The sequence below is a fragment of the Rhizomicrobium palustre genome (assembly GCF_011761565.1).
GTDB lineage: Bacteria > Pseudomonadota > Alphaproteobacteria > Micropepsales > Micropepsaceae > Rhizomicrobium > Rhizomicrobium palustre.
Map to the genome: position 1 here is coordinate 3,447,608 of NZ_JAASRM010000001.1, position 24,783 is coordinate 3,472,390.

Consider the following 24,783-nt stretch of genomic DNA (forward strand, 5'->3'; position numbering starts at 1 on the left):
GAGGGCGGCCATGACGAATAAGGATTCCGGGATGGATGTGGAACCCGCCATCGTCAAACCTGCCATGTCCTGGCATAGGGGCGGCTGCCACTGCGGCGCCGTTTCCTTTGATGTCCTGGTGCCTGCCGAAGTTATTATCGACGACTGCAATTGTTCGATCTGCTCTATGAGCGGCTTTTTGCATTTGATTGTGCCGAAAGACCGCTTTCGTTTGCTCTCAGGTCAAGACAAGCTGACTAACTACCGGTTTAACACGGGTACGGCCCAGCATATGTTTTGTTCTGTCTGCGGAATAAAATCGTTTTACATCCCGCGTTCCCACCCCGATGGTGTTAGCGTGAACTTCCGTTGCCTGGATAAGAAGGGCTTCACGAAGGTCACGGTGAATTCCTTCGATGGAAAGCACTGGGAAGAAAACGCGGCCAAACTCATGCCGCTTGAGGCTCGCTGATGACCACACAAATCCTGATGCCCGCTCTGTCGCCCACCATGGAAGAGGGCAAGCTCGCCAAATGGCACGTCAAGGAAGGCGATGCCGTCAAATCGGGCGATATTCTCGCCGAGATCGAAACCGACAAGGCGACGATGGAGTTCGAAGCCGTCGACGAGGGCAAGATCGGCAAGATCCTGATTGCTGAAGGCACAGAAGGAGTGAAGGTCAACACGCTTATCGCCATTCTTCTGGAAGAGGGTGAAGACGCCAGCGCCATCACCGACATTCCCGCCGCGATGAGCGATATCAAGGCTGCGGTCTCCGCCGAAGCCAAGGACACCAAAGAGGCTAAGGCCGAACCTGCTGCACCTGTGGCTGCCGCTGCTGCGCCCGCAGCGCATGGCGAGCGCATTTTTGCCTCGCCGCTGGCCAAGCGCATTGCCGCCCAGAAGGGCATCGATCTCGCCGCCATCGCTGGTTCTGGCCCGCGCGGACGCATCGTGAAGTCCGACGTTGAGCACGCCACCCCGGGCGCCGCGCCCAAGGCTGCACCCGTTGCCGCTGCTCCGAAAGCCGCCGCGCCCACTTCGGCGCCGGTGGAAGTTGCCGCGCCGCAAATCGGCGGTCTGCCGGATGCGCGCATCTATTCCAAGCCGGGCGAGTACGAAGAGATCCCGCACGATTCCATGCGCAAGGCGATTGCCAAGCGTTTGACCGCGGCCAAGAGCCTGGTGCCGCACATCTACGTCAACATGGACATCACCCTCGACGCGCTGCTCGCCGCGCGTGAGCGTCTCAACGCGGCCGCCCCCAAGGGTAAGGATAAGGTCCCGGCTTATAAGCTGTCGGTGAACGACTTCGTCATCAAGGCGGTGGCGATGGCGCTCAAGAAAGTGCCGGAAATCAATGCCTCTTGGACCGATACCGCAGTGCTGCGCCATAAGCATGCTGACATCGGCGTCGCCGTGGCGCTGGATTTCGGTCTGATCACGCCTATCGTGGCGCGCGCGGAAGAAAAGGGCCTCGTTGAAATTTCCAATGAGGTGAAGTCGCTCGTCGAGCGCGCCAAGGGCAAGAAGCTGAAGCCGAACGAATATGAAGGCGGCTCTTTCGCGATTTCGAACATGGGGATGTTCGGTGTTTCGAGCTTCTCGGCTATCATTAATCCGCCGCATGCGGCGATCCTGGCCGTAGGCGCCGGCATCGAAAAGCCGGTCGTGAAGAACGACAAGATCGAGATTGCGACCGTGATGACCGTTACCTTGTCGGTTGATCATCGCGTGGTGGATGGCGCAGCCGGTGCCAAGTTCCTGGTGGCACTGAAGCAGTTCCTCGAGGAACCGGCGGCAATGCTGCTCTAAAGTCTGAGGCGGGGGCCTGATGGACGAAGTGGGTGCGATTTTGGAAACGGGCGGGGCGGCGGCTGTAGAGCTGGCCGCCTCGGCCCTGGTGAAACCTACCCACTGCGCCAATTGTGGTTCAGCGCTTACAGGCAAGTTCTGCGCAGTCTGCGGACAATCCTCGGATCATCACCGCCGCTCGGTCAAACATCTCCTCACCGATCTCTTCAAGGATATCGCGAGCTTTGATAGCCGCATCCTGCGCACCGCCTACGCCTTGCTGATGAAGCCGGGTGAGCTTGCGCTGGCCTTCCATGAAGGGCGCACCCAGCGCTATGTGCCGCCGATCCGGCTCTATCTCTTCGTCTCGCTCTTATTCTTCCTCACTCTGTCGATGACCGGCCTCGCGCTGATGCAGTTTGTCCTTAAGTCGCACGCGGCCAAGCTTGTCGAAGCGAATGGACACTCCTATTTGGCGACGAGCGGCGGCGGCCGTACGGAGATCAGCAAATCCGAGCTTAAGGATGGTAAAAATCACTTTCTCATCAGTGGCGAGGTGGAGCTCTTTCAGCGTGAGGGTGTCGCCCATTCCAAGATCGATCCGGAAGCGCTCAGCCAGCTCACCAACGAGCTTGAACACAAGGCGGTTAAGTCCCGGGAGGGCAAGGATGGTTTTATTGCCAGGACGGTGATTGGAACCAGCTTGAAACTGGCCAAGGACCCGGCGGCGCTGAATGGTGCGCTGACGGCCTGGATGCCGCGCGTGCTTTTCCTGCTCTTGCCGCTCTTTGCACTGATCTTGTCGGCATTCTACTGGCGCCAGCGCAACACGTTATTTTTCGTCGATCATCTCGTCTTTTCGTTGGGATTTCACACCTTCGGTTGGCTGCTGCTTCTGGCGACCGCAGCATTGGCACAGCTCATTGATGGCGCCATCGCAGTTCTGGTGATGGGGGGCGTCGCAGCGGTCTATCTGCTTTTCGCGATGAAGCGTTTCTATGCCCAGGCTTGGGGCTGGACGGCAGGCAAATGTGTCGCGGTACTCGCGGTTTATTTTTGCTTCTGCGTTCTGCCGGGCTTCGCGGGCGTAATCATTGCTTCGGTGTTGTGGGGCTAGGATGGACGAACTCGAAGCCATTCTGGAAACGGGCGGCGCGGCAGCGCTGGAAGTGGCGGCATCCGCGATGGCGCAGCGCGGCGGCAAAACCGTTTATTGTCCGAATTGCGGTCAGCCGATGATTGGCCCTTTCTGTGCGCTATGCGGCCAGTCGATCAATAACCATCGCCGCTCGGTCGGGCATCTGGTGGCCGATCTGGTCAAGGATATCGCCAGCTTTGACAGCCGCATCTTGCGCACCGCTTACGCCATGCTGGCCAAGCCGGGCGAGCTGGCGCTGGCCTTTCACGAAGGGCGCACCCAGCGCTATGTACCGCCGGTTCGGCTATACCTTTTCGTCTCGCTGATTTTCTTTGTCGCGCTTTCAATTTCCCATGTCGCGCTGCTGCAATTCGTGCTGCGGGCCGATCCGATCAATATCGTGATAGAGAAGGGCAAACCCTATCAGGTCAACAAGAATGGCGAGCGAGAAGAAATGTCCGCCCGCTATGCCGACGGCAAAAAGCATTACACCTATAATTCTGACCTTGTTTATTTCCAGCGCGAAGGCTCCGTGCATTCCAACTTGTCCAAGGCCCAACTGGATAATATCTCGCAGCGCGTCGAGACCGAGCTCGGAAAAAACAAGGACAAGGGAAAGGATGCCAGCGTTGTCACCCAGACGGTGTTCGGCACCTTGCGTAAACTGGCGGATGATCCAGCGGCGCTGAATGGATCGCTGACGGTTTGGATTCCCCGCGCGCTGTTTCTGCTATTACCGCTCTTTGCGTTGCTGCTGGCAGGTTTTTATTGGCGCCAGAGAAAATCGCTGTTCTTCGTAGACCATCTTGTGTTTTCGCTGAGTTTCCACAGCTTTGGTTTCGCGCTGCAATTGGCGGCGGCTGCGCTGGCGCAGGTGATTGCAGGCGGTTACGCGGTAGCCGCGATGGTGGTGGTGCTCTCACTATATTTGCTCCTTGCGATGAAGCGCTTCTATCGCCAGAGTTGGCGTTGGACCGTGCTCAAATGGGCGGCGGTTTCTTTCATCTATTATTTCTTCTGCGTGCTGCCCGCCTTTGGCCTGGTCATCGCGGCTGCTGTGATGTGGGGCTGAGATGGACGAGTTTGAAGCTATTCTGGAAACGGGCGGGGCGGCGGCTGTAGAGCTCGCAGCAAGTGCTGTGGCGGAGCGGGGCGGCAAAACGGTGCCGTGTCCCAATTGCCAAAAGCCGATGATTGGGCCGTTCTGCGCTCTGTGTGGTCAGCCGCTCAACACGCATCGCCGTTCCCTCGGGCGGCTGCTCCACGAGATCGTCAAGGACGTGGCGAGTTTCGACAGCCGCATCCTGCGCACTGCCAAGGCGCTGATGATCCAGCCCGGCGAATTGCCTAAGGCTTTTCGTGAAGGGCGCACCCAGCGTTATGTGCCGTCTGTGCGGCTCTATTTCTTCGTTTCGCTGCTCTTCTTCTTGTTTCTCTCGTTTACTGGCATCGCCTTGATGCAGTTCAATCTGGTGGTGAAGCACACAAGGTTGACCCATGATGGGCACGGCCAGGTGTTCAAGGAACAGGACGGCAAGCGTGAAAAACTGGAAGGCTTCACCGCCGACAAGAACGGCAAGCTTATTTTCATAAAAGCGGCGGGCGACGAGGCGATTTCCACGCTGGACAACAACACCATTGCTGATGGCAAGCTGCATGACGAGCTTTCTGGCAAGATCACGTTCTTCCATCGTGTCGTGCCGGAATCGCCGAAGGACAAGCCTTTCATCGACAAGAAGCTCGATGAGGCGCGGTCTTCGATCCACGTCGAAGGCGACGGGGTGCAATGGATCAAGAAGGGCCTGGATGGCACGTTGGAGCGGCTCAAGGATAGCCCGGCGGCGTTGAATGATCCGCTTACCACCTGGATACCGCGCATCCTCTTCGTGCTTTTGCCGCTGTTCGCGATCCTGCTCGCTATTTTCTACCGCAGGCAGCGAAAACATTTTCTTTTTGTCGATCACCTGGTGTTTTCCCTCACCATGCACAGCTTTGTCTTCGTGGTGCTGATCGGGGCGGCACTCGCGGCGCAGGTGATGTCGGCCCATTGGGTGGCGCGCCTCACGCTAGGCGTGCTGGCGCTTTATCTCTTCCTGTCGCTAAAAGTCTTTTACGGACAAGGTTGGGTGAAAACCGGATTGAAATTTACCGGGATCGCCTTCATCTACGCCGTCTTCTTCCTCGTCCCCGCGCTGGTCTTCGCTTTGGCGGCCAGTGTCTTCGGGGCCTGATCATCGGAGAAATCACATGGCCGAAACATTTGATGTTGTCGTGGTGGGCGGTGGCCCGGGCGGATATGTGTGCGCGATCCGCGCCGCGCAGCTCGGCTTGAAAACGGCCGTGGTGGAGCGCGACCGCTTGGGCGGCATCTGCCTCAACTGGGGCTGCATCCCCACCAAGGCGCTGCTGCGCTCGGCCGAAGTCTTCCATCTCATGCACCGCGCTGAAGAGTTCGGCTTCATGGTGGAGAATGTGAAGTTCGATCTCGACAAGATCGTCAAGCGCTCGCGCAAGGTCTCCGAGCAGCTTTCCAACGGCGTCGGCTTCCTGATGAAGAAGCACAAGATCACCGTCATCGCGGGTGAGGCCAAGATCGTCGCCAAGAATCGCCTGCATGTCACCAAGGACGGCAAGACCGACGAGGTCTCCGCCAAGAACATCGTGCTCGCCACCGGCGCGCGCCCGCGCACGCTGCCGGGCCTGGAACCCGATGGCAAGCTGATCTGGACCTCCAAGGAAGCGCTGGTCCCCAACACCTTCCCGAAATCCTTGCTGGTGATTGGCTCGGGCGCCATCGGCATCGAGTTCGCGAGCTTCTTTAAGACCCTCGGTTCCGATGTCACCGTGGTGGAAGTGCTCGACCGTGTGCTGCCGGTGGAAGACGAGGAAATCTCCGCCTTCGCGCATAAGGCTTTCGTCAAGCAGGGCATGAAGATCAAGGTCGCCACCACGGTCGAGAAGCTGACCAAGGGCGAGAATGGTGTTATAGCCACGCTGAAGTCCAAGGACGGCAAGACCGAAACCGTCACCGCGGATCGTGCCATCCTCGCGGTCGGCATTGTCGGCAATGTCGAGAATATGGGCTTCGAGGAGGTCGGCATCAAAGTCGACCGCACCCATGTCGTGGTCAATGAATGGTGCGAGACCGGCGTTGATGGCGTCTATGCCATCGGCGATCTCACCGGTCCGCCATGGCTGGCGCATAAGGCCATGCATGAAGGCGTCATCGTCGCCGAGCGTATCGCGGGCGTGAAGGGCGTGCATCCGCTCGACACCTCCAAGATCCCGGGCTGCACCTATTGCCAGCCGCAGGTTGCTTCTGTCGGCATGACGGAAGCCAAGGCGAAAGCGACGGGCCGCGAGATCAAAGTCGGCCGCTTCCCCTTCATCGGCAATGGCAAGGCGATTGCGCTAGGCGAGCCGGAAGGCCTGATCAAGACCGTCTTCGATGCCGAAACCGGCGAGCTCTTGGGCGCCCACATGGTCGGGGCGGAAGTGACCGAGCTGATCCAGGGTTATGGCATTGCCAAGAGCTTGGAAGGCACTGAAGAAGCGCTCTCTGGCGTCGTCTTCCCGCATCCCACTCTGTCGGAAATGATGCACGAAGCCGTGCTCGATGCCGACAAGAAGGCGCTGCACATCTAAGTGTAACGGGGCAGGGCGGAGCCTATCCGCCCGCCACGATCTCCTTCAAATCTGCGGCAATGCCCGCCGGGTCACGCGTATCGGTCGTGACCAGGCGGGCTTTTCCGTTTTGGTCGAAGACATAGACCGCGCTGGTATGCATGACGGTGTATTCTGGCTTCTTCTTCACTGAATAAGCCACGCGATAGCGCCGCGCCGTATCGGCGATTTCGTTTTCCGTGCCGCGCAGGCCATCGACTTGCGGCCCGAACGAGCGCGCATAGCCTTTCAGCAGCTCCAGCGTATCGCGCTCCGGATCGACCGACACGAACAGCACCCGCACCTTCGCCGCCTCTGGGCCGAGCTTGCTCAAGGCATCGGCCAGATCCGACAGGGTAGTCGGGCAGACATCCGGGCAATGGGTATAGCCGAAATAGACGAGCACGACTTTGCCGCGGTAACTTTCTCCTGTCACCATGGCGCCATCCGAAGCGCGCTGCATAGAGAACGATAAGTCCGGCACCGCACCGGAAACATCGCTCATATGCCAGGTTTTCTTGGGCCCGCAGCCACACAGAATGAGGAGGAGGGCAAGGGATAAGGTCAGCGCGCGCATAGCAGAAGGCTAGCACCTGAGCTTCCATCCTGTCATCCCCGGGGAAAGCATAGACGGCGGGGCCCCTGCATCCCTAAACTGGTGACATACGGCAGGAGCCCTCGTTGCACAGCGCCCGTGACCTCCATCACGATTTCCTTCTCTACGGCTTCGCGGTGATTGCGGGGGGCGTGGTGGAGCGGCTTTGCGCAGTTTTCCCCGCCGATCTTCCGGCCTTCTTCCCGTGGGAATTTTCCTGGCCCGTTTGGCTTTTCACCACGCTTGGGCTCGGCTGGTTTTTCCTCGGCCTCAAGCGCCTTGCGCCCGAGGACCGTCCGCCGCTCTGGCGCGGCTTGGTGTTCATCGCTGGCATGCTTGGCAATTACGCCGTCTTGCAGACCCATATCGATTATGTCGCCCAGCACATGTTCTTCATCCATCGCGCGGCGCATTTCTGGCTGCATCATCTGGGTGGATTTCTCATCGCGCTCGGTCTTGCGGGGAAGGTGATCCGCGCCGGCATGCCGTTCTGGCTTAACCCCATGCTAGATGCCAAACCCATCCGCGCCTGCCTCGCTATCCTTCAGCACAAACTCGTCGCGCCGTTTCTCTTTGTGGGGCTTCTGTATTTTTGGCTGCTGCCGGGTCTGCACACCCGCGTCATGCTCGACCGGGAGCTCTATGATCTGATGAACTGGACCATGGCGCTCAATGGCATCATGTTCTGGAGTCTGATCGTTGATCCGCGCCCTCATCCGCCCGCGCGGCTCTCTGTGCTCTGGCGGGCGCTTGCCATCCTGATCATTGAGCTGCCCCAGATGGCGCTGGGCGCAATCCTTTCGCTGGCAGAGGTGGATTTCTACCCGGTTTATGCCATCTGCGGCCGTGTGATCGATATGACGGCCTTGAACGATCTGCATTATGGCGGTCTCATCATCTGGCTGCCTGGCACGCTGATGAGTTTTCTCGCGATGATCGTGGTACTGATGAATCTCAGGCGGAATGAAGAGGGATAAAATGGAAACGCCCATCCTGGATGTGCCCACGGCGATCAAGATGGCCGCGCGCGAGCCGGACTCAGCGGTGGCGCAATACCGCCTCGGTCAGGCCTTGGCCAATGCGGGCCGCCTGCAAGAGGCGTTTTTCCGCTTCAACCGCGCCGCCACGCTGAATGAAAACTATGCCGCGCCGCTGATTGAGATGGGCCGCTTCTTTGCCTCTTCAGGCCAGTTGCGGGAAGCCGAGGCTGCCTTGCGCGGGGCCCTGATGCGTGATCCCTCTGCGTCGGAAGCCCATCACGGTCTCGGCGCGGTGCTGATCGCGGGCGAACGGCTGGAGGAGGCAATCACTCAGCTTTCTTCTGTCCCGCAAGGCCATGAAAGCTATCCCGAGGCGCAGGTGAAGCTCGGCCAGACACTTTTTCTCCTGCAGCGCGCCGAAGAGGCGCTTGCCGTTTTTTCGCCGCTGATGGACGCCTATCCTGATCTCATTGCCGCTTATCTGGGGGCAGGATCAGCCTTGCGCGCATTGGGGCGTTCGGCAGAGGCGCAGGCCGTCTTCGAAAAAGCGCTCGCTATGGCGCCGCATATCCCGACGCTGCACCGCGCTGTCGCTGAGGGCAAAAAGTTTAAAGCGGGCGATCCGCAGATTTCCACCATGGAGAGTCTTCTCTCTAACGCGGGAACGCTTCCTGTCGGCGAAGGCGTGGCGCTGCATTTCGCGCTGGCCAAAGCCTATGATGATATCGGCGAGCCCGACCGTGCCTTCGAGCTTTGGCGCGAGGGCAATTTCGTCAAGCGGCGGCTGACACAGTATGATGAAGCCGCCGTCCTTGGCCATATGGAGGCGATCCAACACGCTTATAACGGGCCATATATCGCCGCGCGCGAAGGCCTTGGCGATCCCTCCGAGACGCCGGTCTTCATCGTCGGCATGCCGCGTTCCGGTACCACGCTGGTGGAGCAAATTTTGGCCAGCCATAAAGACGTGGCCGCCATGGGCGAGCAGCGCATTCTCTCTGATCTCATCGCCGAAGGCCGTCTGGGGCAGGTCTATCTTCAGGGCTTCGACGAATTGCCGCCGGAAACCTGGAGTGCGCTGGGCGCGGAATATCTCGCCCGTTTGCCGCAAGGAAAAAAACGCGTCACCGACAAGCTGCCCGCCAATTACCGCCATATCGGGCTCATCCATCTGGCACTGCCGGGCGCTAAGATCATCCATGTCCGCCGCGATGCGATGGATACCTGCTTCTCCTGCTATCGCAGCCTGTTTCCGAATGGGCTCGAATACACCAGCGACCTTGGCGAGCTTGGCCGCTATTACGCCGCCTATGAACGCTTAATGGCACATTGGCGCGCGGTGCTGCCGCAAGGTGCGATGCTGGAAATCGATTACGAGGACCTCGTGGCAGACCTGGAAGGCGGCACACGCAATATCCTCGATTATTGTGGCTTGGATTTCGACCCGGCCTGTCTCGATTTCCACAAGACCGACCGCGCTGTCTTTACCGTCAGCGTCGAGCAGGTTCGTTCTCCGCTCTACAAAACCGCTATGGGCCGCTGGAAAGCTTATGAAGCCTATTTGGAGCCGCTGAAAAAAGCTCTTCAACCCTCCCCTTGAGGGAGGGTCGAATTTGCGTGAGCAAATTCGGGGAGGGGTATGTCGTGAATGACAAAATGAGCTTGGCTCACTACCTCTGCTGCGGCTAACCCCTCCCCGAAATTTTGCTCGCTTGCGCTCGCCAAAAATTTCGACCCGCCCTCAAGGGGAGGGTGAAGGTTATCAATACCCCATCGCGCGGCCGTCTTTGCGCATCTCTGTTGCGCCCCAATAGACCTTTTGTTTGGGGTCGAAGATGATCGCCTCATAGCCGCCAAACGCGCCGGTACCGGGCGCAATCTTATAGCCGCGCTTGGCAAGTTCGTCCTTCGCGGCGGCGGTAAAGCCGCTTTCCATTTCCACCGTGCCCAGGCCTTGGGCTTTTTCGCCGGTGGGTTCGGCATTGCCGTAATGGCGCCAGCGCGCGGCATCGCCCGCTTCCTGCACATTCATGCCGAAGTCGATGATGTTGGTCAGTACCTGCACATGGCCTTGCGGCTGCATATCGCCGCCCATGAGTCCGAAGCTCATGAAGGGCACACCATCCTTCATCACAAAAGCCGGAATGATGGTGTGGAAGGGCCGCTTGCCCGGCGCGTAAGCATTCGCCGCTTTGGCATCGAGCGAATAAAGCTCGCCGCGATCCTGGAACATGAAGCCAAGCCCATCGGCCACCAGCCCCGATCCCATGCCGCGATAATTGGATTGGATCAGCGAGACCATCATGCCGCTCTCATCGGCCACAGTCAGATAGGTCGTATCGCCATCAAACAACCTTGGATCGCCCGGGCCGAGCGCGGGATTGGCCTTATCCGCTGAAATCAGCTTGCGCCGCTCCTCGGCATATTTATCGCTCAAAAGCCCCTTCATCGGCGCCTTGGCAAAAGCCGGATCGGCATACCATTTCGCCAGATCCTCGAACGCCAGCCTTTTGGCTTCCAGCATCAAGGTCAGCGTTTCCGGCGTGCCCCAGCCCATTTTTTTCAGATCATAGGCTTTCAGCACCTGCAGCATCTGCAGCACCGCGCCGCCTTGGCCGTTGGGCGGCAGCTCGTAGACGTCATAGCCGCGATAATTCACCGAAATGGGCGTCACCCATTCGCCATGATGGTCCGCGAAATCTTGATAGCGCAGATCGCCGCCGATGCGCTTAAAGTAGGTGTCCATCACGCGCGCGATTTCGCCTTTGTAAAACGCATCGCGTCCGCCCTCGGCCAGCAGGCGATAGGTGTGACCAAGATCGGGATTCTTGAAGATTTCGCCTTCGCGCGGAGCATGGCCGCCTTCCGCATCCGCGATCAGATAGGTCTTCTTGGCGTTGTCGAATTCCTCAATCAGCCCGCGCCGTTTCGGCCCCGCGAAAGAGGCCATATTGCTTTTCCAGTAAGCGGCGGCGAGCTGCGCCACGGGAAAACCGTTCTCGGCATAACCGATCGCGGGTGCCAGCACCTCTTTCATCGGCAGTTTGCCGAAGCGGTCATGCAGCGCAAACCAGGCATCCACCGCGCCCGGCACGGTGACGGGCAGGGAACCTACCGGCGAAATATGCGGCTCATAGGGCAGGCCCGCTTTCTGATAGGCCGAGGCGATTTCTACCTTCAGCTTTTTCAGATCGCGGCCCTTGGCCGAGCGGCCCGAGCCGTTATAGCCGTAGAGCTGTTTGGTCTTGGGATCGTAGACGATGACAAAGCAGTCGCCGCCGATGCCATCCAGCACCGGCTGCATCAGCCCCAGCGCCGCGTTGGCGGCAATCGCCGCGTCCATCGCGCTGCCGCCCTTTTTCAGAACATCGAGGGCGATTTGCGTGGCCAGGGGATTTTCCGTCGCCGCCATGGCGTGCTGGCCAAGGGCCGGGGCCTGGCTGGCCCAGGGCGCCCCGGCGTAACGATCGCCCCGCCCAACCGGCGCGGCCACGGCAATACTCGCGGCCGCCAAACAAAGCCCCGCAGCCAAAATCCCCCCAGTCCAACGCACGCGTCTTACTCCGCAGTTTTGATGTGACAGGATGGCAGGCCGTTCTTCTCGAAATAGCGCTGGTGGTATTCTTCCGCGCGCCAGAAGGTCGGGGCCGGCTCAATGGTGGTGACGATCGGGCTCTTGAACTTGCCCGAAGCCGCGTATTCCGCCTTTTTCTTCCGCGCGACCTCTTCCTGCTCATCGGTATGGGTGAAGATGACCGAGCGGTACTGCGTGCCTTCGTCGGGCCCTTGGCGGTTCAGCGTGGTGGGGTCGTGGCTCTGGAAAAACACGTCCACCAGCTTGTCGTAGGAGACGACAGCTGGGTCGAAGGTCACTTCCACGACCTCGGCATGGCCGGTTTGGTCCGAGCAGACATCCTGATAGCTGGGATTGTTCATGCAGCCGCCAGCATAGCCGCATACCGCATCGGCAACGCCGGGGACTTCCCGAAAGAAGGCTTCCACCCCCCAGAAACAACCCGCTCCGAATGTGGCTTTTTCCATGAAACTGCTCCGGTGATCACCGTTTCAGACTAGCAGAATATCTGAACGGTCATACAAGGTCTAAATCGCAATCTCCGCCCATCCACAGGCGGCGGAAAACATGCCGCTTTCGGCAGGGCTGGCGCAGGGGCTAGTGTGACCCTACCGATTCCTGGCCCCAAGGACCGCCGTCATGACCGTCATCCGCGAGACCAATTTTCAAAACCTCGGCACGCTCAAGACGGGCAAAGTGCGCGATATCTACATCCAACCCGAGCGGTTGATCCTGATCGCAACCGACCGCCATTCTTCCTTCGACCGGATCATCGCCCATGTTCCGGATAAGGGCGCGATTTTGAATCTTTCCAGCGCCTTCTGGTTTGCCGCCACGCAGGACATCATTCCGAATCATGTCATCGCCGTGCCGGATCCGAACGTTCTGGTCGCCAAGAAGCTGAAGCCTCTGCCGGTGGAAGCGGTGGTGCGCGGTTATCTCACCGGCACGACTTCCACGGCGATCTGGACGCGCTATTCGGCGGGCGAGCGAGTCTTCGGCGGGGTGACGCTGCCGGATGGGATGAAGAAGAACGCGCCGCTGCCGGAAGCCATTTTCGATCCCACCACCAAGGAAGATGCCCACGACCGCACCTTGACCCAGGAAGAGTTGGTGGCGGAAGGCTTCATCACGCCCGAGCGTCTCGCGGAAGTGAAATCCACCGCGCTGGCGCTCTTTGCGCGCGGCCAAGAGGTTGCCGCCGATCACGGCCTTATCCTGGTCGATACCAAATATGAATTCGGCCTGGATGATGAAGGCCAGCTCACCCTGATCGATGAAATCCACACGCCCGATTCCTCGCGCTATTGGCAGGCGGCGAGCTTTGGCGCGCGCCTCGAAAAGGGCGAGGAGCCGGAATATTTCGACAAGGAATTCCTGCGCCTTTGGTTCCGCGATCACTGCGATCCCTATAAGGACGCCGTGCTGCCGGAAGCGCCTGCCGAGATGGTCGCCGAACTTTCGCGCCGCTATCACGCGCTTTTCGAGCAGCTCACAGGCGAGGCGCTGGTGCTGGACAAGAGCCTGCCGCCGCTGGAGCGGATGGAAAAGGCGCTGAAGCCCTACACCGTCTGACGGCTTGTCTCTCCATAGGGTTGCGCCGAATCCTGGTTCTCGCCAGCTGATCCTCTGTGGACGGTCCATCTGCAGGGGCGCGTTAGGCATTACTCTTGCTCAGCTATAGCTTCACCGTCCGTCTTGTTTCATTGTGGGCTGGGTGCGTAGGGGGAGACGGTTCGCCAAGGGGCGCGCCGGAAGGGGATGGCCGACGGAATTCTGATCGCGGGTCTGGTAATGATCTTCGTGTCGGCGGAGGTAATCCTGCGCGGCGCGGTGGGGATCGCGCGCCAGTTCGACATGCCGCCGCTTTATACCGGCATTTTCGTGGTCGCCGTGCTGACGGTTTTCCCTGAGCTGTTCGTGACCTATCGCGCCGCCACCATGGGCCGTCCCGAAATGGCACTGGGCGGTATCATAGGCTCCAACCTCATCGATCTCTTGCTGGTGATGGGGCTGGGGGCGCTGATCCATCCCATGGCCGCGCCGCCGAAGGTACTGTTCCGCGATGGTGGCGCGCTTCTGGTGGGGGCTGTGCTGCTGGTGATTATCTCCCTGACGGGCGAGCTCACGCGCCAATTCGGCATCGTCTTGCTGCTCGCCTCTGCCGCTTATGTCGGGCTGATCGCGGTGACCGATTGGCGGCGCACGCCCGATCACTCTGTGCCGACGGCGCGTGCCTTGTTCCGCTCCGAAGGCGAAATGCCCTCACTCCTTGGGGCGTTTGTGCTGTTGGTGCTGGGGCTGATCGCGCTGGCTTTGGGGGCGCATCTGGCGGTCTTGGGGGGAATCCATCTGGCGCGAGAAATCGGCTGGAGCGAGACCACCATCGGTCTCACTTTGATCGCGGCGGGGCTATCCTCGCCCAAGCTGCTGGTGACGCTGACAGCGGCGGTGCGCGGCCAGACCTCCATTGCCGTGGGGCAGATTCTGGGCGCCTGCGCCTTCAATCTGTTGTTGGTGTTGGGGCTTGTCGCGGTGATCCAGCCTTTCGCCGTACCTGAGCAGTTGCGCAAATTCGATGTCTTCCTCTTGGCCGGGGCGAGTTTCATTCTCCTTCCTTTGATCGCGATGCGCTGGCGCTTGTCGCGACCCCGTGGCGTTTTGCTGATGATCGCCTATGGGTGCTATCTTGCGTTCATCTTGGTTCGGCAGGGTCTGCCGCTGCCGGTGAACCTCTAAAGACCTATAGAAGGCATCCGTCATGACGGAATTCTTCCTGGATAAGCGCCTTTCCTCCAACACGGTTCAGGCGCTGGATCTGCCGGTAAGCCGCGTCTTGGTGATGGATGATGCGCGCTTTCCTTGGCTGGTGCTGGTGCCACGCCGCCCGCATCTGACTGAAATCTTCGACGTCACCCCCACCGATCGCGTCATGCTCACCGAAGAGGTGGTGCTGGCCTCTGAGAAGCTGAAAGCGCTGACGGGCTGTCACAAGATCAACGTCGCCAATCTCGGCAATGTGGTGCCGCAGCTTCACATCCATGTGATTGCGCGTAACCCGGGCGATGCCGCCTGGCCGGGGCCTGTATGGGGGCAGGGCGCCGCGGTTCCCTATGAACCCAGGGCATTAGAGGCCTTTGTCGACGCCGTGGTGAAGATGTTCTGAGCCTCTTTCCCGGTGGCCCCCGCGTCGGTCCAGCCTCTTGTCGTTGATACCGGTACCATGGCAGGAAGGGGGGAGCTGGTCGCTTCAGAACCGGCAGCGGAGGATGTCATGCGGATTTCGGCTCTCATCACGGTGCTGATGGCGGTTTCGGGTGCGGCTTATGCCTGCGATACCCCGGTTTCGGTTTGCCCCAAACAAAGCACCGGCGCGCTGGCGCTGATCGCGGGGGGCACGCCAGCCCGCGTGATTGTTGACGCCAAAGCCGACAATGCCGTGCGCCATGTCGCCGAAAGCTTCGCCGAAGATCTCGAACGCGTCAGCGGCAAGAAGGCCGAACTTTCCAATGCGCCCGGCAAAGGCCCGATGGTGATCATCGGCGTGCTTGGTCAATCCAAAATCCTCGATGACCTCATCAAGCGCGGTAAGCTCAAGGCCGAAGACATCAAAGGCCAATGGGAAGCTTATCGCCAGATCGTGGTCGAGAAGCCCTATAAGGGTGTCGCTGAAGCTTTGGTGATCGTCGGCGCCGACCGCCGCGGTGCGGTCTTCGGCACCTATGATATTTCCGAAAAGATGGGCGTGTCGCCCGCCTATTGGTTCGCCGATGTGCCGGTGCGCCATGCCGACAATCTCTTCATCACCGCGGGCAGTCGCGAAGATCAGCCCAAAGTGCGCTACCGCGGCTTCTTCATCAATGACGAAGCGCCCGCGTTTTCTACCTGGACCAAGGAAAAATTCGGCGGCGCCAATCACAAAGCCTATGCCCATATCTTCGAATATCTCTTGCGCATGAAGGGCAATTATCTCTGGCCCGCGATGTGGGCGCCGCGTGCGTTTAATGCCGATGATCGCGAGAACATGGTGCTCGCCGATGCCATGGGGGTCGTCATGGGTACCAGCCATCACGAACCGATGACCCGCGCGCAAGACGAGTGGCACCGCGATACCGATAAGGGTGTCACCGGCGGCAAATGGGATTACACCAGTAACGGCGAAAACTTGCGCAAATTCTGGCGCGGCGGCATCGAACGCATGATGTCCAAAGGCGATGGCACGCCCTATGAGAGCCTCGTCACCGTCGGTATGCGCGGCGATGGCGATGAGCCCATGGCCGAAGGCACCGCCACCAAGCTTCTCGAAACCATTGTCGCCGATCAGCGCAAGATCATCGCCGATGTCACCAAGAAACCCGCCGATCAAACCCCGCAGGTCTGGGCGCTCTATAAGGAAGTGCAGGATTACTACGACCACGGCATGAGCGTGCCCGATGACGTGATCCTGCTCTTTGCCGATGATAATTGGGGCCAGCTCCGCCGTCTCGCGACGCGCGATCTGAACCACAAAGGCGGCTTCGGCATCTATTATCACTTCGACTATGTCGGCGGTCCGCGCAATTACAAATGGATCAACACCAACCAGATCGAAAAGACCTGGCAGCAGATGGATCTGGCTTACCGCTCCAATGCGCGCTCGCTTTGGGTGGTCAATGTCGGCGACATCAAGCCGATGGAATTTCCGCTGCAGTTCTTCTTGAAGCAGGCCTGGAACCCGGAAGCGATGACGCCCGCTGCCCTCAAAGCCTATCCGGCGGAATGGGCCAAGGCGACGTTCGGGGCCGAAAATGCCGCGATTGGCGATCTCGTCACCCGCTACAGCCAGTTCGCTGCGCGCAAAAAGCCCGAGCTGATCGATCCGGCCACCTTCTCACTCTCCGATTACGAAATCTTTGCCACCCAATGGCAGATGTTGGTCGCCGATATGTGGGCGGAAAAGAAGAAGCTGCCGCCCGAGGCGCTGGATGCCTATTTCGAGCTGGTGGAGCATCCCATTCTGGCGCTCTCCAACCTCTATGATCTGTATTACAACGTCGCGCTGAACCGCATGTTCGCGGCCAAGAACAATCCTGTTGCCAATCTTTTCGCCGATAAGGCCGAAGCCGCTTTCAAGCGCGATAAGGAACTTTCCGCCCAATACCACGCCCTTAAGGGCGGAAAATGGGATGGCATGATGCTGCAAACCCATATCGGCTATACCTACTGGAACGAGCCCAAGACCGACATCATGCCCGAGGTGAGGCGCGTGCCGGGCGAGGCGCCGAAAAGGGCTATAGTCATCCCGGCGACCGCTGTTCCGCCCGATGTGATCTCGCGCGAAGCCCCCGATTTTACGCGCGCCGTGAACGGAAAGGGCCTCACCTGGACACCCATCGCCCATCTTGGCCGCACCAAAGGCGCGGTGCTGGCGCTGCCGCAAGGCGAGGGCGCTACCACGCCAGCCGATAATGTCCGTCTCGAATACGATGTAACGCTGACAAAAGCAGGCGAAGCCACGCTCAAGCTCTATATGGCGCCGACCATTGATGCCAAAGGCGCGGGCGGCATCACCATCGGCGTGTCGCTGGATGATGGGCCGGTAGAGACCTTGCGTTATAACCTTCTCGCCACGCCGGGTGCTGCGGCCAATCCCGATCAGGCGGCCTGGATCGAGGCGGTGTCGAACAACATCCATGTTCTCAGCGCGAAATTCCCCCGCGTCACGGCGGGCAAGCACACGCTCAAAATCTGGCGCCTCAGCGATAACGCGGTGCTGGAAAAGCTCGTCCTCTCCACCGGCCCCGTGCCCGAAAGGTATCTGGGGCCGTGAATTCGGGATTGATGGGGCACTCAGGCTGAAGGCCGCGCCGGCATCTTCGCGTTCGATCGCCGCCGCAGACCAAGCCCCATCAGGCCCGTCATGAAGAGCGCCACCGTAGCGGGCTCGGGCACAAGTGAGACTCCGAAAGCCGTATCCGTGGTGACTCCGAACTCGCTGCCGTTGGGAAGTGGAACATCGAGCCAAAGCGATTTATCGCCCGGTGGCACGCTGGTCGGCAGATGCCAGAGGCTGAAATAATTATCGTGGTAGGTCTCGAACCGCATATCAAGGGTGCCGCCATAGTCATTTGGGAACGGCAGTTCGGCCGGATTCATCTGGGCTTCGAAGGTGATGGCTTCTCCGCCAGCGGACACCGTCGCGGTGACTTGGGTGGTGTCGATAATCATGCTCGGGAAAACGACATGATAGACGGCATCCGGCAGAGACCACACGCCAGGCGCCGAGGGCGCTGTGCCAGCATCATAGCGGAAGTATCCGTGAAATGAGTGGCCTTGCCATGCAAGCGGTCCCCCAACCACCTCGCCGACGAAATCATATTGCATCGGATAGGGCGTGGCCTTCGCGGGCGCGATGAGTGCGGCGGCGAAAGTGGCGACTGCGAAGAAGCGTGACAATCTGGTCATCGAGCGATCTCCAGGCCCCACGCCTGTACAAGCATGCAGTGTGCCACAGTCGGAAATCGCGATTTCGTGCGCTTTGCCCGCATGCGATCTGCGGCAATCGTCAACGCGCTTTACAATATAGCCTCTTGGCTGACTAACAGCGCCGCACCGGGGGCCATCGCATATGAGTATTAACACCCTCATTGTCACGCCTCGCGATTGCGGGAAACCCGCCACCGCATGATCGTGGAACACACCAGCAGGGAACACGGCGATGAGGGGAGGGGTACATAAGAAATCAGAAAACGCGAAAACAGGAATCAAGCCCTTGTGTTCTGACGTGGTATGGGCAACCAAGAAATGGAACACCACCCGGAAACGCCCGTGCCTTTAAAACCGGCCTGCACGCAGCCGATTTTAAAGGGCTCAAAAAACGGGTACGGGAATTGCGCAAACGCCTCATTGCGTTGGGCTTCGTTTAACGCTTTTTAACCAGTTCACACGCTATTAATGGCGCCGACGACTGCCCGGGAGAACCCGAATGCTGGCCGAAGCCGCAAAAGCCGCCGCCAATACGGTGGTTCAAGCCTTGCAAAAGGCGAGTGCCGCAACCGGAGTGGATTTCAATTATCTGCTCGGCACGGCCATGCGGGAATCTGGGCTGAAGAGCGATGCCAAGGCCTCCAACTCCTCGGCTTCAGGTCTGTTTCAGTTCGTCGAAAACACCTGGATGAGCCTGGTGAAGGACCATGGCGCCAAATACGGTCTCGGTTCCATGGCCAACGCGATCCAGAAGGGCGAGGACGGCCGGTATCGTGCCAAGGATCCGGCTGATCGCAGCGCCATTTTGCGCCTGCGTAACGATCCGCAGATCAGCGCGTTGATGGCGGGCGAATATGCCAAGCAGACCCAATCCGATATGGAAGACAAGCTTGGCCGCAAGGTCTCCTCTGGCGAGCTTTATGCCGGCCATCTCTTCGGGCCCGGTCAGGCCTGCAAGCTGATCCGTTCAGCCCAGGGCAGTCCGCATGAATCGGCCTGCGATCTCTTCCCCAAGGCTGCGGACGCCAATCCAAACATCTTCTATAATAAGGATGGCTCGCCCAAGACGGTGAAAGAGGTCTATTCCTGGACCACCAATCAGACCAAGGTCGCCCTGACGCCCACGCTGAAAACCACGGGTATGGCGGAGGTGCCTTCCCTTAAAACGGGCGTGCTGTCGACCGATACCACGGCTGCCACAATGGCGGCTTTATGGTCGCAGCCCAGGAAAGGATTCTTCTCATCTGATGAGAATTCAGGCAATGCGCCGCCTTTTGCGATGACCCCGGCCATTTTGGACGTGCTTCAGACGGTTGCTAAGAACCACGGCAAAAAGTAAAGCCCTGCCATCCTTTTACAGGGGCTTTCCGTGCGTACCGCCTTAGCCGCCGTGTGGGCGACCATTCTTTGCGCGTTTTTCGTCCAAACGGCCAATGCGCTCCAAACCGACCTCATCAGCTTGAAAGCCGATAGTGTCTTCGCTTCAGGCGTGATCGGCTTGATGATGGCGACCTATTATCTTGGCTATGTCATGGGCCCCTTGATCGGGCGCGTGGTGATCGGGCGAATCGGTCATATCAACACCGTGCTCGTCACCATGCTCTTGCCCGCTGCAGTGATCCTGGTGCAGCCGCTCTTCATCACCGCGCCGGCTTGGGCGCTGTTTCGCGCACTCTCCGGCTTTGCCCTCGCCATTTCCTATGTTGCGGTGGAAAGCTGGATTCATGAATCCGTCGGCAATGGCCTGCGCGGACGCGTCTTCAGCCTCTATATGTTTTCCCAGCTCGTCGGCATGACCTTGGCACAAGGCCTTTTGACCTTTGGCACCGCCGACACCTATTACATGTTCGTGTTGGCGGCGGCGCTGTTCCTCATGGCGGCGATCCCGATCCTTACGGCACGCCACACGGCCCCATCGGGTGCGCCGCCTAAGCCACTGCCTTTGCCGACGCTCTTCCGTCTGGCTCCGCGCGGTGCGCTGGTCACGCTGCTCGCTGGGCTTTCCTGGTCCATCTTCTTCACCTTTGGCCCGGTCTATGCCAAGCGCGTCGGCTTCGACATGGCGGGCATCGGCTTCCTGATGGCGATCTCGGTAGCGGCGGGCGGTGTGATGCAAATGCCTGCGGGCTGGATGTCGGACCGCTGGGGCCGCAAGCCGGTGCTGCTCATCCTCTTTGGCGGCGGTGTACTTGCAAGCCTCATCGGTATCGCCTTCGATGGCGCTTCCGCGCATCTTATCGCAGCGGCCTTGTCGGGCGGCTTTATCTTCCCCATCTATGCAGTAGCGGCCGCGCTGGTGAATGATGGCGTGAAGCAGGAGGCCCGGGTGGCGGCAGCTTCTGGGCTGGTGCTGCTGTTCGGGTTCGGCTCTATCTTCGGCCCGTTACTTTGCGGCTTGGCGATGGGTGCAATGGGGCCGTCCGGCTTCTTCGCCGTTGTGGCGGCCACGATGATATGCGGCCTCGCCGTACTGCTGGCGGCGGCGCCTCAGGGGCGCGCGCGTTCCAGTGTCTTCAAGACACGCCGCTCCAACTCCTCAGTCAAGGCGAGGGCGACGTAGTTCGAGATATCCTTCACCTTGTCGCGGTAAATGACCTGGATCGCGTCGAGATGGGCTGAGATGAGGGCAGGCGGAACCTCTGTTTTGGTTTTGCCGAGGCCTTCCATCAGCTTGGCGAGCGAGGCGGCGATCCGCGCGATCAGTGGATATTCAAAGGTCGTGGCTTGGCCGCGAAGATCATGCGCGGTGCGAAAAAGCGCATCGGCGGTTTCTGGGCTGGGCTTCGCCGTAAATGCTACAGTTGCCGCGCTAAGCGCGGAAATATCGGCGGCGAGCCAGTCGGAGAATTCGGCCTTGAGGCCGTCCACGGCTTTCTCTGCGCGGGCCAGAATATCGCTGTCGATGTAGCCGCCGCCGCCAACCTTGGCGCGCAGCGTATTCGGCGGCATGAAGATCTGAGCTTTCTTCGGGGGCTTATTCATTTGCTATCTCTTGATTAGTCCACCGTCACGAGGTCCGGCTCGCGGCGTTCGCGGCCTTGATACGCGGTGATGGATTTGCGCCTGCGGCAAGGTCCGAAATAGGTGTCGCAGCGCACGAATGGCCGCGGGTTCTCGATCACATTGATCAGCCTTACCAGCATGGCTTTGACCGATACCGGCTTGGCAAGAAACTCGTTGATCCCAGCATCGCGCGCCTGGCGCACATGGTCGACATGGGTGTGGCCGGTCAGCATGATGATGGGCACGAAAGGATTGGTCGATTTAGGCGAGGTGCGCACCAGCCGGGCGAATTCGATCCCCGTTATGCCGGGAAGCTGCCAGTCGAGGATGATGATGTCGGGCTTGGCATTGGGCAGCGCTGCCCAGGCCTGCTCGGCATCATGGGCCTCGAAATATTCGCGCACGCCGAACGCCTGCATGATGGCGACGATCAAGCGCCGCATATGCAGATTGTCGTCGACGATCATGACGCGCAGCCTGTCGAAACGAATGCCGCTCATGCTCCCCGCATGCCTCCCCCGGGCAGGGGCGACAGTAAGGGTTTGCCCTTAACGTCTCATGAACTTCTTAGTCGACAAATTGTTCGGCGAGGATTCGCTCGTCCAGATTCCGCCCCGCGTCGAACAGCATGACCATGGCGATCGAGCGGTCTTCCTCTACGTCCACCGAGGTGATGTTGCGGACCTCGAGCCCGTCCGCCACGGCGCTCACGGGGCGTTTTTCCACCTCCAGGGCTTCGAAGCGGACCTTGGCGTTATGTGGCAGAAGCGCGCCGCGCCAGCGCCGGGGCCTGAAGGCGCTGATCGGGGTCAAGGCCAAAAGCGCGGAATCTATGGGCAGGATTGGTCCATGGGCGGAAAGATTATAGGCGGTGGACCCCACTGGCGTCGCCACCAGGGCGCCGTCGCAGATCAGCTCGCTAATGCGCACCTTGCCGTCGACCAGGATACGCAGCTTGGTGGCCTGGCGGGTCTGGCGCAGCAGCGAGACCTCGTTGAAGGCCAGCCCGTCAAAGCAGCCTTCCGAAGATGTCGCATGCATCCTGAGCGGGTGCACTGTGGCGCGTTCGGCCAGGGCGAGCCGGTCCATCAGGTCAGCCTCGACATACTCATTCATGAGGAAGCCGACGGAGCCGAGATTCATGCCATAGATCGGTTTTCCCTGGCCCAGAAAGGCGTGCAAGGTCTGCAGCATGAATCCGTCGCCGCCCAAGGCGACGATGATGTCGGCCCCATCGGGGCCTGAATCTTTGTAAAGTCCACGCAGATTGGCGAGCGCGGTCTGCGCCTCCGGCACACTGGTGGCTACGAAATGCAGCCGCATGGTCTCAGCCCCCTGTCAGCGACATCGGACGGGACACCGCCGGGCTTCTATGGCGCCGGTCTATCACGAAATCATGCCCCTTGGGCTTTCGTGTAATGGCCTCATCGATGGCTGCACCCAGCATTCCGTCGTCTTCGGTGGCGCGCAAGGGGGAACGCAAATCCGCCGCATCCTCCTGACCAAGGCAAAGATAGAGCTGGCCGGTCGCGGTCAGCCGCACCCGGTTGCAGCTCTCGCAGAAGTTATGGGTCATGGGCGTAATGAAGCCGAGGCGGCCGCCGGTCTCGCCCACGGTGACATAACGGGCCGGTCCGCCAGTACGATGGGTGCTGTCCAGAAGCGTGAATTCTTGCGACAGCGCCGCCCTGACCAGGGACAGCGGCACGTATTGGCTGGTGCGGTCCTCCGCGACCCCGCCCATCGGCATGGTCTCGATCAAGGTAATGTCCATGCCGCGCTCATGCGCCCAGGTGATCATCTGGGAGAGTTCATGGTCGTTGACGCCCTTCAGCACCACCGTGTTGAGCTTGATGGAGAGGCCCGCATCCTGGGCGGCCTCAATGCCCCCTAACACCTGTGCGAGGTCGCCCCAGCGGGTAATGGCGCGGAAGCGGTCGGGATCAAGACTGTCGAGCGAGACATTGATCCGCTCGACCCCGGCTGCCGCGAGGCCGCGCGCCATGCCGGCAAGCTGGCTGCCATTCGTGGTCAGGGTTAGTTCCTTGAGGCCAGCACCGATGTTCTGGCCCAGCTTTTCGAAAAGGCCCAGAACACCCCGCCGGACCAGCGGCTCGCCCCCCGTGATGCGAATCCGCTCGACACCTTTGCGGATGAAGGCCGTGCAGAGCCTCTCGATCTCCTCCAAGGTCAAGATTTCGCGCTTGGGCAGGAAGACGGGGTTTTCGCCCATGCAATAGACGCAGCGAAAATCGCAGCGGTCCGTCACAGAGACTCGCAAATAGGTAATTTTTCGGCCGAATGGGTCGATCATGATCAGACCCTAGCAGGCCCCAACGGGCTGCCCAATAGCGAGCTAAGGCCTTTTTGGTCTAGGGCTTTACGCCGTTAGGGCGGCTTCTTTCAGAACCAGCAGAGCTTCGGCCTTGCTGTATCCGGCGAAGGCTTCCTCAACCGCGGCAAGATCGGCATCCGACAACACGGGCTTCATCATCCGGGCCTGGCGCGAGAGTCTGAACACCGTCGAGAAAACGCAACGGTCGATGCCCACCGCACGGCAAGCCAGCGCCACATATCGCGGTCCGCGTTCATAGAGATGCTGACGAAACGCATTAAGTGGCAGGTTCAAAAGCCGCGCGAAAGCGAGGTCGAAGAGATCGATCTGACCTTGATGCAGCACACGCAGCAGGAAGCCTGCCTTGAGCTGTCCGGCGGCATAGAGCTTGTCCACCAGCTTTTGAGCGCTCTCACTGGGGGTGAGGCGCGGCGCGGCCGGTTCCGTCCGGACTGCCGTCTCGGCTTCGCCAACGGCTTTGGAAAGTACCGCGTTGTCGACTTCGTAATGGTGCTGGATATAGGTCTTCAGCGTCTCCGACACCCAGCCGCACATCTTGGTCGCCAGAACCGGCGGCAGATCTTTGCGGTGCGTGATCGGCTCTTGCAGCGCTTCAATATGCTGGGATTTCTCAACCAGCACTTCATACGTGGAGCCGGAAATCTTGGCCGTCGCATTGCGCACCAGCGTGACCAGCACGGTTTCTGCTTCGCAGTGCGATAGGGCTGCAGTTACGGTTTCGCCGATATGAGGCCTTGCCGCGACAGCTTCCTGATGCGCTACGCCGCATTCAGCGATGAGATGCAGCATGTCTTCGTCACAAAGAAGCGGGCTTCTCAGAATGACGGGACGAGCGACTTCGATCGTATCGTCGGCCAGCAACAGAACAAGATCATTCGGCGCCGTGGGATCATCGGCAAGGCGCTCGGCGAGGGAAATGCGGATCGCCATTTCAACGTCGTGGGTCAGGCGGAGCAGGATGTCACGCATCAGAAGGCGTTCGCGCTCACTAAGATGGCTGCCCTGGACACGATAAAGGGATGCGACAGCCAGATAGAGCTCCTCCCGCGTGGTATCTTGCGGATTGGAGGCGAGTTGGGCGAGACGGCCCATATCGCTCATATCGCGTGCTGTCAGTCCCACAGTTTGCCCCATACAATCTGGCTGTTGTGCCAGTTGTGAGCATTAGCAAGATGCTGTTAACAGCATGTTAAATTTAACGCCTGGGGAAACCCTAACGGGCTAGAAACCCTAACC

The 24,783-nt window shown here is 59.8% G+C and carries 23 protein-coding genes; 14 read left to right on the plus strand and 9 right to left on the minus strand.

Annotated features, from left to right (window positions below):
- The first annotated feature begins 64 nt into the window (after positions 1 to 64).
- The 6 genes from FHS83_RS15210 to lpdA are packed head-to-tail and all read left to right on the plus strand — an operon-like array spanning position 65 to position 6,556.
- Positions 65 to 451 (plus strand): GFA family protein, encoded by a 387-nt coding sequence (locus FHS83_RS15210; protein WP_425061529.1) that lies wholly within the window; start codon positions 65 to 67, stop codon positions 449 to 451.
- Positions 451 to 1,794: a pyruvate dehydrogenase complex dihydrolipoamide acetyltransferase gene (locus tag FHS83_RS15215; RefSeq protein ID WP_167083784.1), complete on the plus strand. Its 1,344-nt coding sequence runs from the start codon at positions 451 to 453 to the stop codon at positions 1,792 to 1,794. The genes FHS83_RS15210 and FHS83_RS15215 overlap by 1 nt, the downstream gene beginning before the upstream one ends.
- A gap of 19 nt (positions 1,795 to 1,813) precedes the next feature.
- Entirely contained in the window at positions 1,814 to 2,890 is a 1,077-nt protein-coding gene (locus FHS83_RS15220) for a DUF3667 domain-containing protein (RefSeq protein WP_167083785.1), read from the plus strand.
- Between the two features lies 1 nt (position 2,891).
- The gene (locus FHS83_RS15225; RefSeq protein ID WP_167083786.1) at positions 2,892 to 3,983 is read left to right on the plus strand and encodes a DUF3667 domain-containing protein; all 1,092 of its coding nucleotides are present in this window, start codon (positions 2,892 to 2,894) and stop codon (positions 3,981 to 3,983) included.
- A gap of 1 nt (position 3,984) precedes the next feature.
- The gene (locus FHS83_RS15230; protein ID WP_167083787.1) at positions 3,985 to 5,142 is read left to right on the plus strand and encodes a DUF3667 domain-containing protein; all 1,158 of its coding nucleotides are present in this window, start codon (positions 3,985 to 3,987) and stop codon (positions 5,140 to 5,142) included.
- Positions 5,143 to 5,158: 16 nt separating this feature from the next.
- Complete coding sequence (gene lpdA, locus FHS83_RS15235; RefSeq protein ID WP_167083788.1) at positions 5,159 to 6,556, plus strand: dihydrolipoyl dehydrogenase; 1,398 nt, start codon at positions 5,159 to 5,161, stop codon at positions 6,554 to 6,556.
- Between the two features lie 22 nt (positions 6,557 to 6,578).
- Here the strand turns inward: lpdA and FHS83_RS15240 are convergent, their stop codons facing one another.
- A complete protein-coding gene (locus FHS83_RS15240; protein WP_208414890.1) occupies positions 6,579 to 7,079 on the minus strand; it encodes an SCO family protein in 501 nt (166 codons plus the stop codon).
- Between the two features lie 176 nt (positions 7,080 to 7,255).
- Between FHS83_RS15240 and FHS83_RS15245 the strand changes: the two genes are divergently transcribed.
- Positions 7,256 to 8,146, plus strand: coding sequence for a cytochrome c oxidase assembly protein (locus FHS83_RS15245; protein WP_167083790.1), 891 nt, complete (start codon positions 7,256 to 7,258; stop codon positions 8,144 to 8,146).
- Between the two features lies 1 nt (position 8,147).
- Positions 8,148 to 9,749 (plus strand): tetratricopeptide repeat-containing sulfotransferase family protein, encoded by a 1,602-nt coding sequence (locus FHS83_RS15250; RefSeq protein ID WP_167083791.1) that lies wholly within the window; start codon positions 8,148 to 8,150, stop codon positions 9,747 to 9,749.
- Between the two features lie 162 nt (positions 9,750 to 9,911).
- Here the strand turns inward: FHS83_RS15250 and ggt are convergent, their stop codons facing one another.
- Together ggt and msrA are read right to left on the minus strand one after the other, a co-directional pair.
- Positions 9,912 to 11,702 carry a gamma-glutamyltransferase gene (gene ggt, locus FHS83_RS15255; RefSeq protein ID WP_208414891.1) on the minus strand — a complete coding sequence of 597 codons (1,791 nt, stop codon included), beginning with the start codon at positions 11,700 to 11,702 and terminating at the stop codon, positions 9,912 to 9,914.
- A 5-nt stretch (positions 11,703 to 11,707) separates the two neighbouring features.
- Entirely contained in the window at positions 11,708 to 12,190 is a 483-nt protein-coding gene (msrA, locus tag FHS83_RS15260) for a peptide-methionine (S)-S-oxide reductase MsrA (RefSeq protein ID WP_167083792.1), read from the minus strand.
- Between the two features lie 172 nt (positions 12,191 to 12,362).
- Between msrA and FHS83_RS15265 the strand changes: the two genes are divergently transcribed.
- The 4 genes from FHS83_RS15265 (at position 12,363) to FHS83_RS15280 (ending at position 17,532) form a co-directional block, all read left to right on the plus strand.
- The gene (locus tag FHS83_RS15265) at positions 12,363 to 13,298 is read left to right on the plus strand and encodes a phosphoribosylaminoimidazolesuccinocarboxamide synthase (protein WP_167083793.1); all 936 of its coding nucleotides are present in this window, start codon (positions 12,363 to 12,365) and stop codon (positions 13,296 to 13,298) included.
- A 186-nt stretch (positions 13,299 to 13,484) separates the two neighbouring features.
- Positions 13,485 to 14,462, plus strand: a complete 978-nt coding sequence (locus FHS83_RS15270; RefSeq protein ID WP_167083794.1) for a sodium:calcium antiporter — start codon at positions 13,485 to 13,487, stop codon at positions 14,460 to 14,462.
- Between the two features lie 22 nt (positions 14,463 to 14,484).
- Entirely contained in the window at positions 14,485 to 14,889 is a 405-nt protein-coding gene (locus FHS83_RS15275) for an HIT domain-containing protein (protein WP_167083795.1), read from the plus strand.
- A 108-nt stretch (positions 14,890 to 14,997) separates the two neighbouring features.
- The gene (locus FHS83_RS15280) at positions 14,998 to 17,532 is read left to right on the plus strand and encodes a glycosyl hydrolase 115 family protein (RefSeq protein ID WP_167083796.1); all 2,535 of its coding nucleotides are present in this window, start codon (positions 14,998 to 15,000) and stop codon (positions 17,530 to 17,532) included.
- A 20-nt stretch (positions 17,533 to 17,552) separates the two neighbouring features.
- Here FHS83_RS15280 and FHS83_RS15285 read toward each other — a convergent pair whose 3' ends face one another.
- Positions 17,553 to 18,167: a PEP-CTERM sorting domain-containing protein gene (locus tag FHS83_RS15285; RefSeq protein WP_167083797.1), complete on the minus strand. Its 615-nt coding sequence runs from the start codon at positions 18,165 to 18,167 to the stop codon at positions 17,553 to 17,555.
- 520 nt (positions 18,168 to 18,687) lie between these two features.
- Here FHS83_RS15285 and FHS83_RS15290 point away from each other — a divergent pair.
- A complete protein-coding gene (locus tag FHS83_RS15290; RefSeq protein ID WP_167083798.1) occupies positions 18,688 to 19,527 on the plus strand; it encodes a lytic transglycosylase domain-containing protein in 840 nt (279 codons plus the stop codon).
- 30 nt (positions 19,528 to 19,557) lie between these two features.
- Complete coding sequence (locus FHS83_RS15295; RefSeq protein WP_167083799.1) at positions 19,558 to 20,748, plus strand: MFS transporter; 1,191 nt, start codon at positions 19,558 to 19,560, stop codon at positions 20,746 to 20,748.
- Here FHS83_RS15295 and FHS83_RS15300 read toward each other — a convergent pair.
- The 5 genes from FHS83_RS15300 to FHS83_RS15320 form a co-directional block, all read right to left on the minus strand.
- On the minus strand, positions 20,676 to 21,170 hold the full coding sequence (locus FHS83_RS15300; protein ID WP_167083800.1) for an Hpt domain-containing protein: 495 nt from the start codon (positions 21,168 to 21,170) through the stop codon (positions 20,676 to 20,678). The genes FHS83_RS15295 and FHS83_RS15300 overlap by 73 nt on opposite strands.
- A gap of 14 nt (positions 21,171 to 21,184) precedes the next feature.
- A complete protein-coding gene (locus tag FHS83_RS15305) occupies positions 21,185 to 21,691 on the minus strand; it encodes a response regulator (RefSeq protein ID WP_167083801.1) in 507 nt (168 codons plus the stop codon).
- 67 nt (positions 21,692 to 21,758) lie between these two features.
- Positions 21,759 to 22,514 (minus strand): NAD kinase, encoded by a 756-nt coding sequence (locus FHS83_RS15310; RefSeq protein ID WP_167083802.1) that lies wholly within the window; start codon positions 22,512 to 22,514, stop codon positions 21,759 to 21,761.
- A gap of 4 nt (positions 22,515 to 22,518) precedes the next feature.
- Positions 22,519 to 23,505, minus strand: coding sequence for a GTP 3',8-cyclase MoaA (gene moaA / locus FHS83_RS15315; RefSeq protein WP_167083803.1), 987 nt, complete (start codon positions 23,503 to 23,505; stop codon positions 22,519 to 22,521).
- Positions 23,506 to 23,571: 66 nt separating this feature from the next.
- A complete protein-coding gene (locus tag FHS83_RS15320) occupies positions 23,572 to 24,669 on the minus strand; it encodes a DUF2336 domain-containing protein (protein WP_167083804.1) in 1,098 nt (365 codons plus the stop codon).
- Between the last annotated feature and the right edge of the window lie 114 nt (positions 24,670 to 24,783).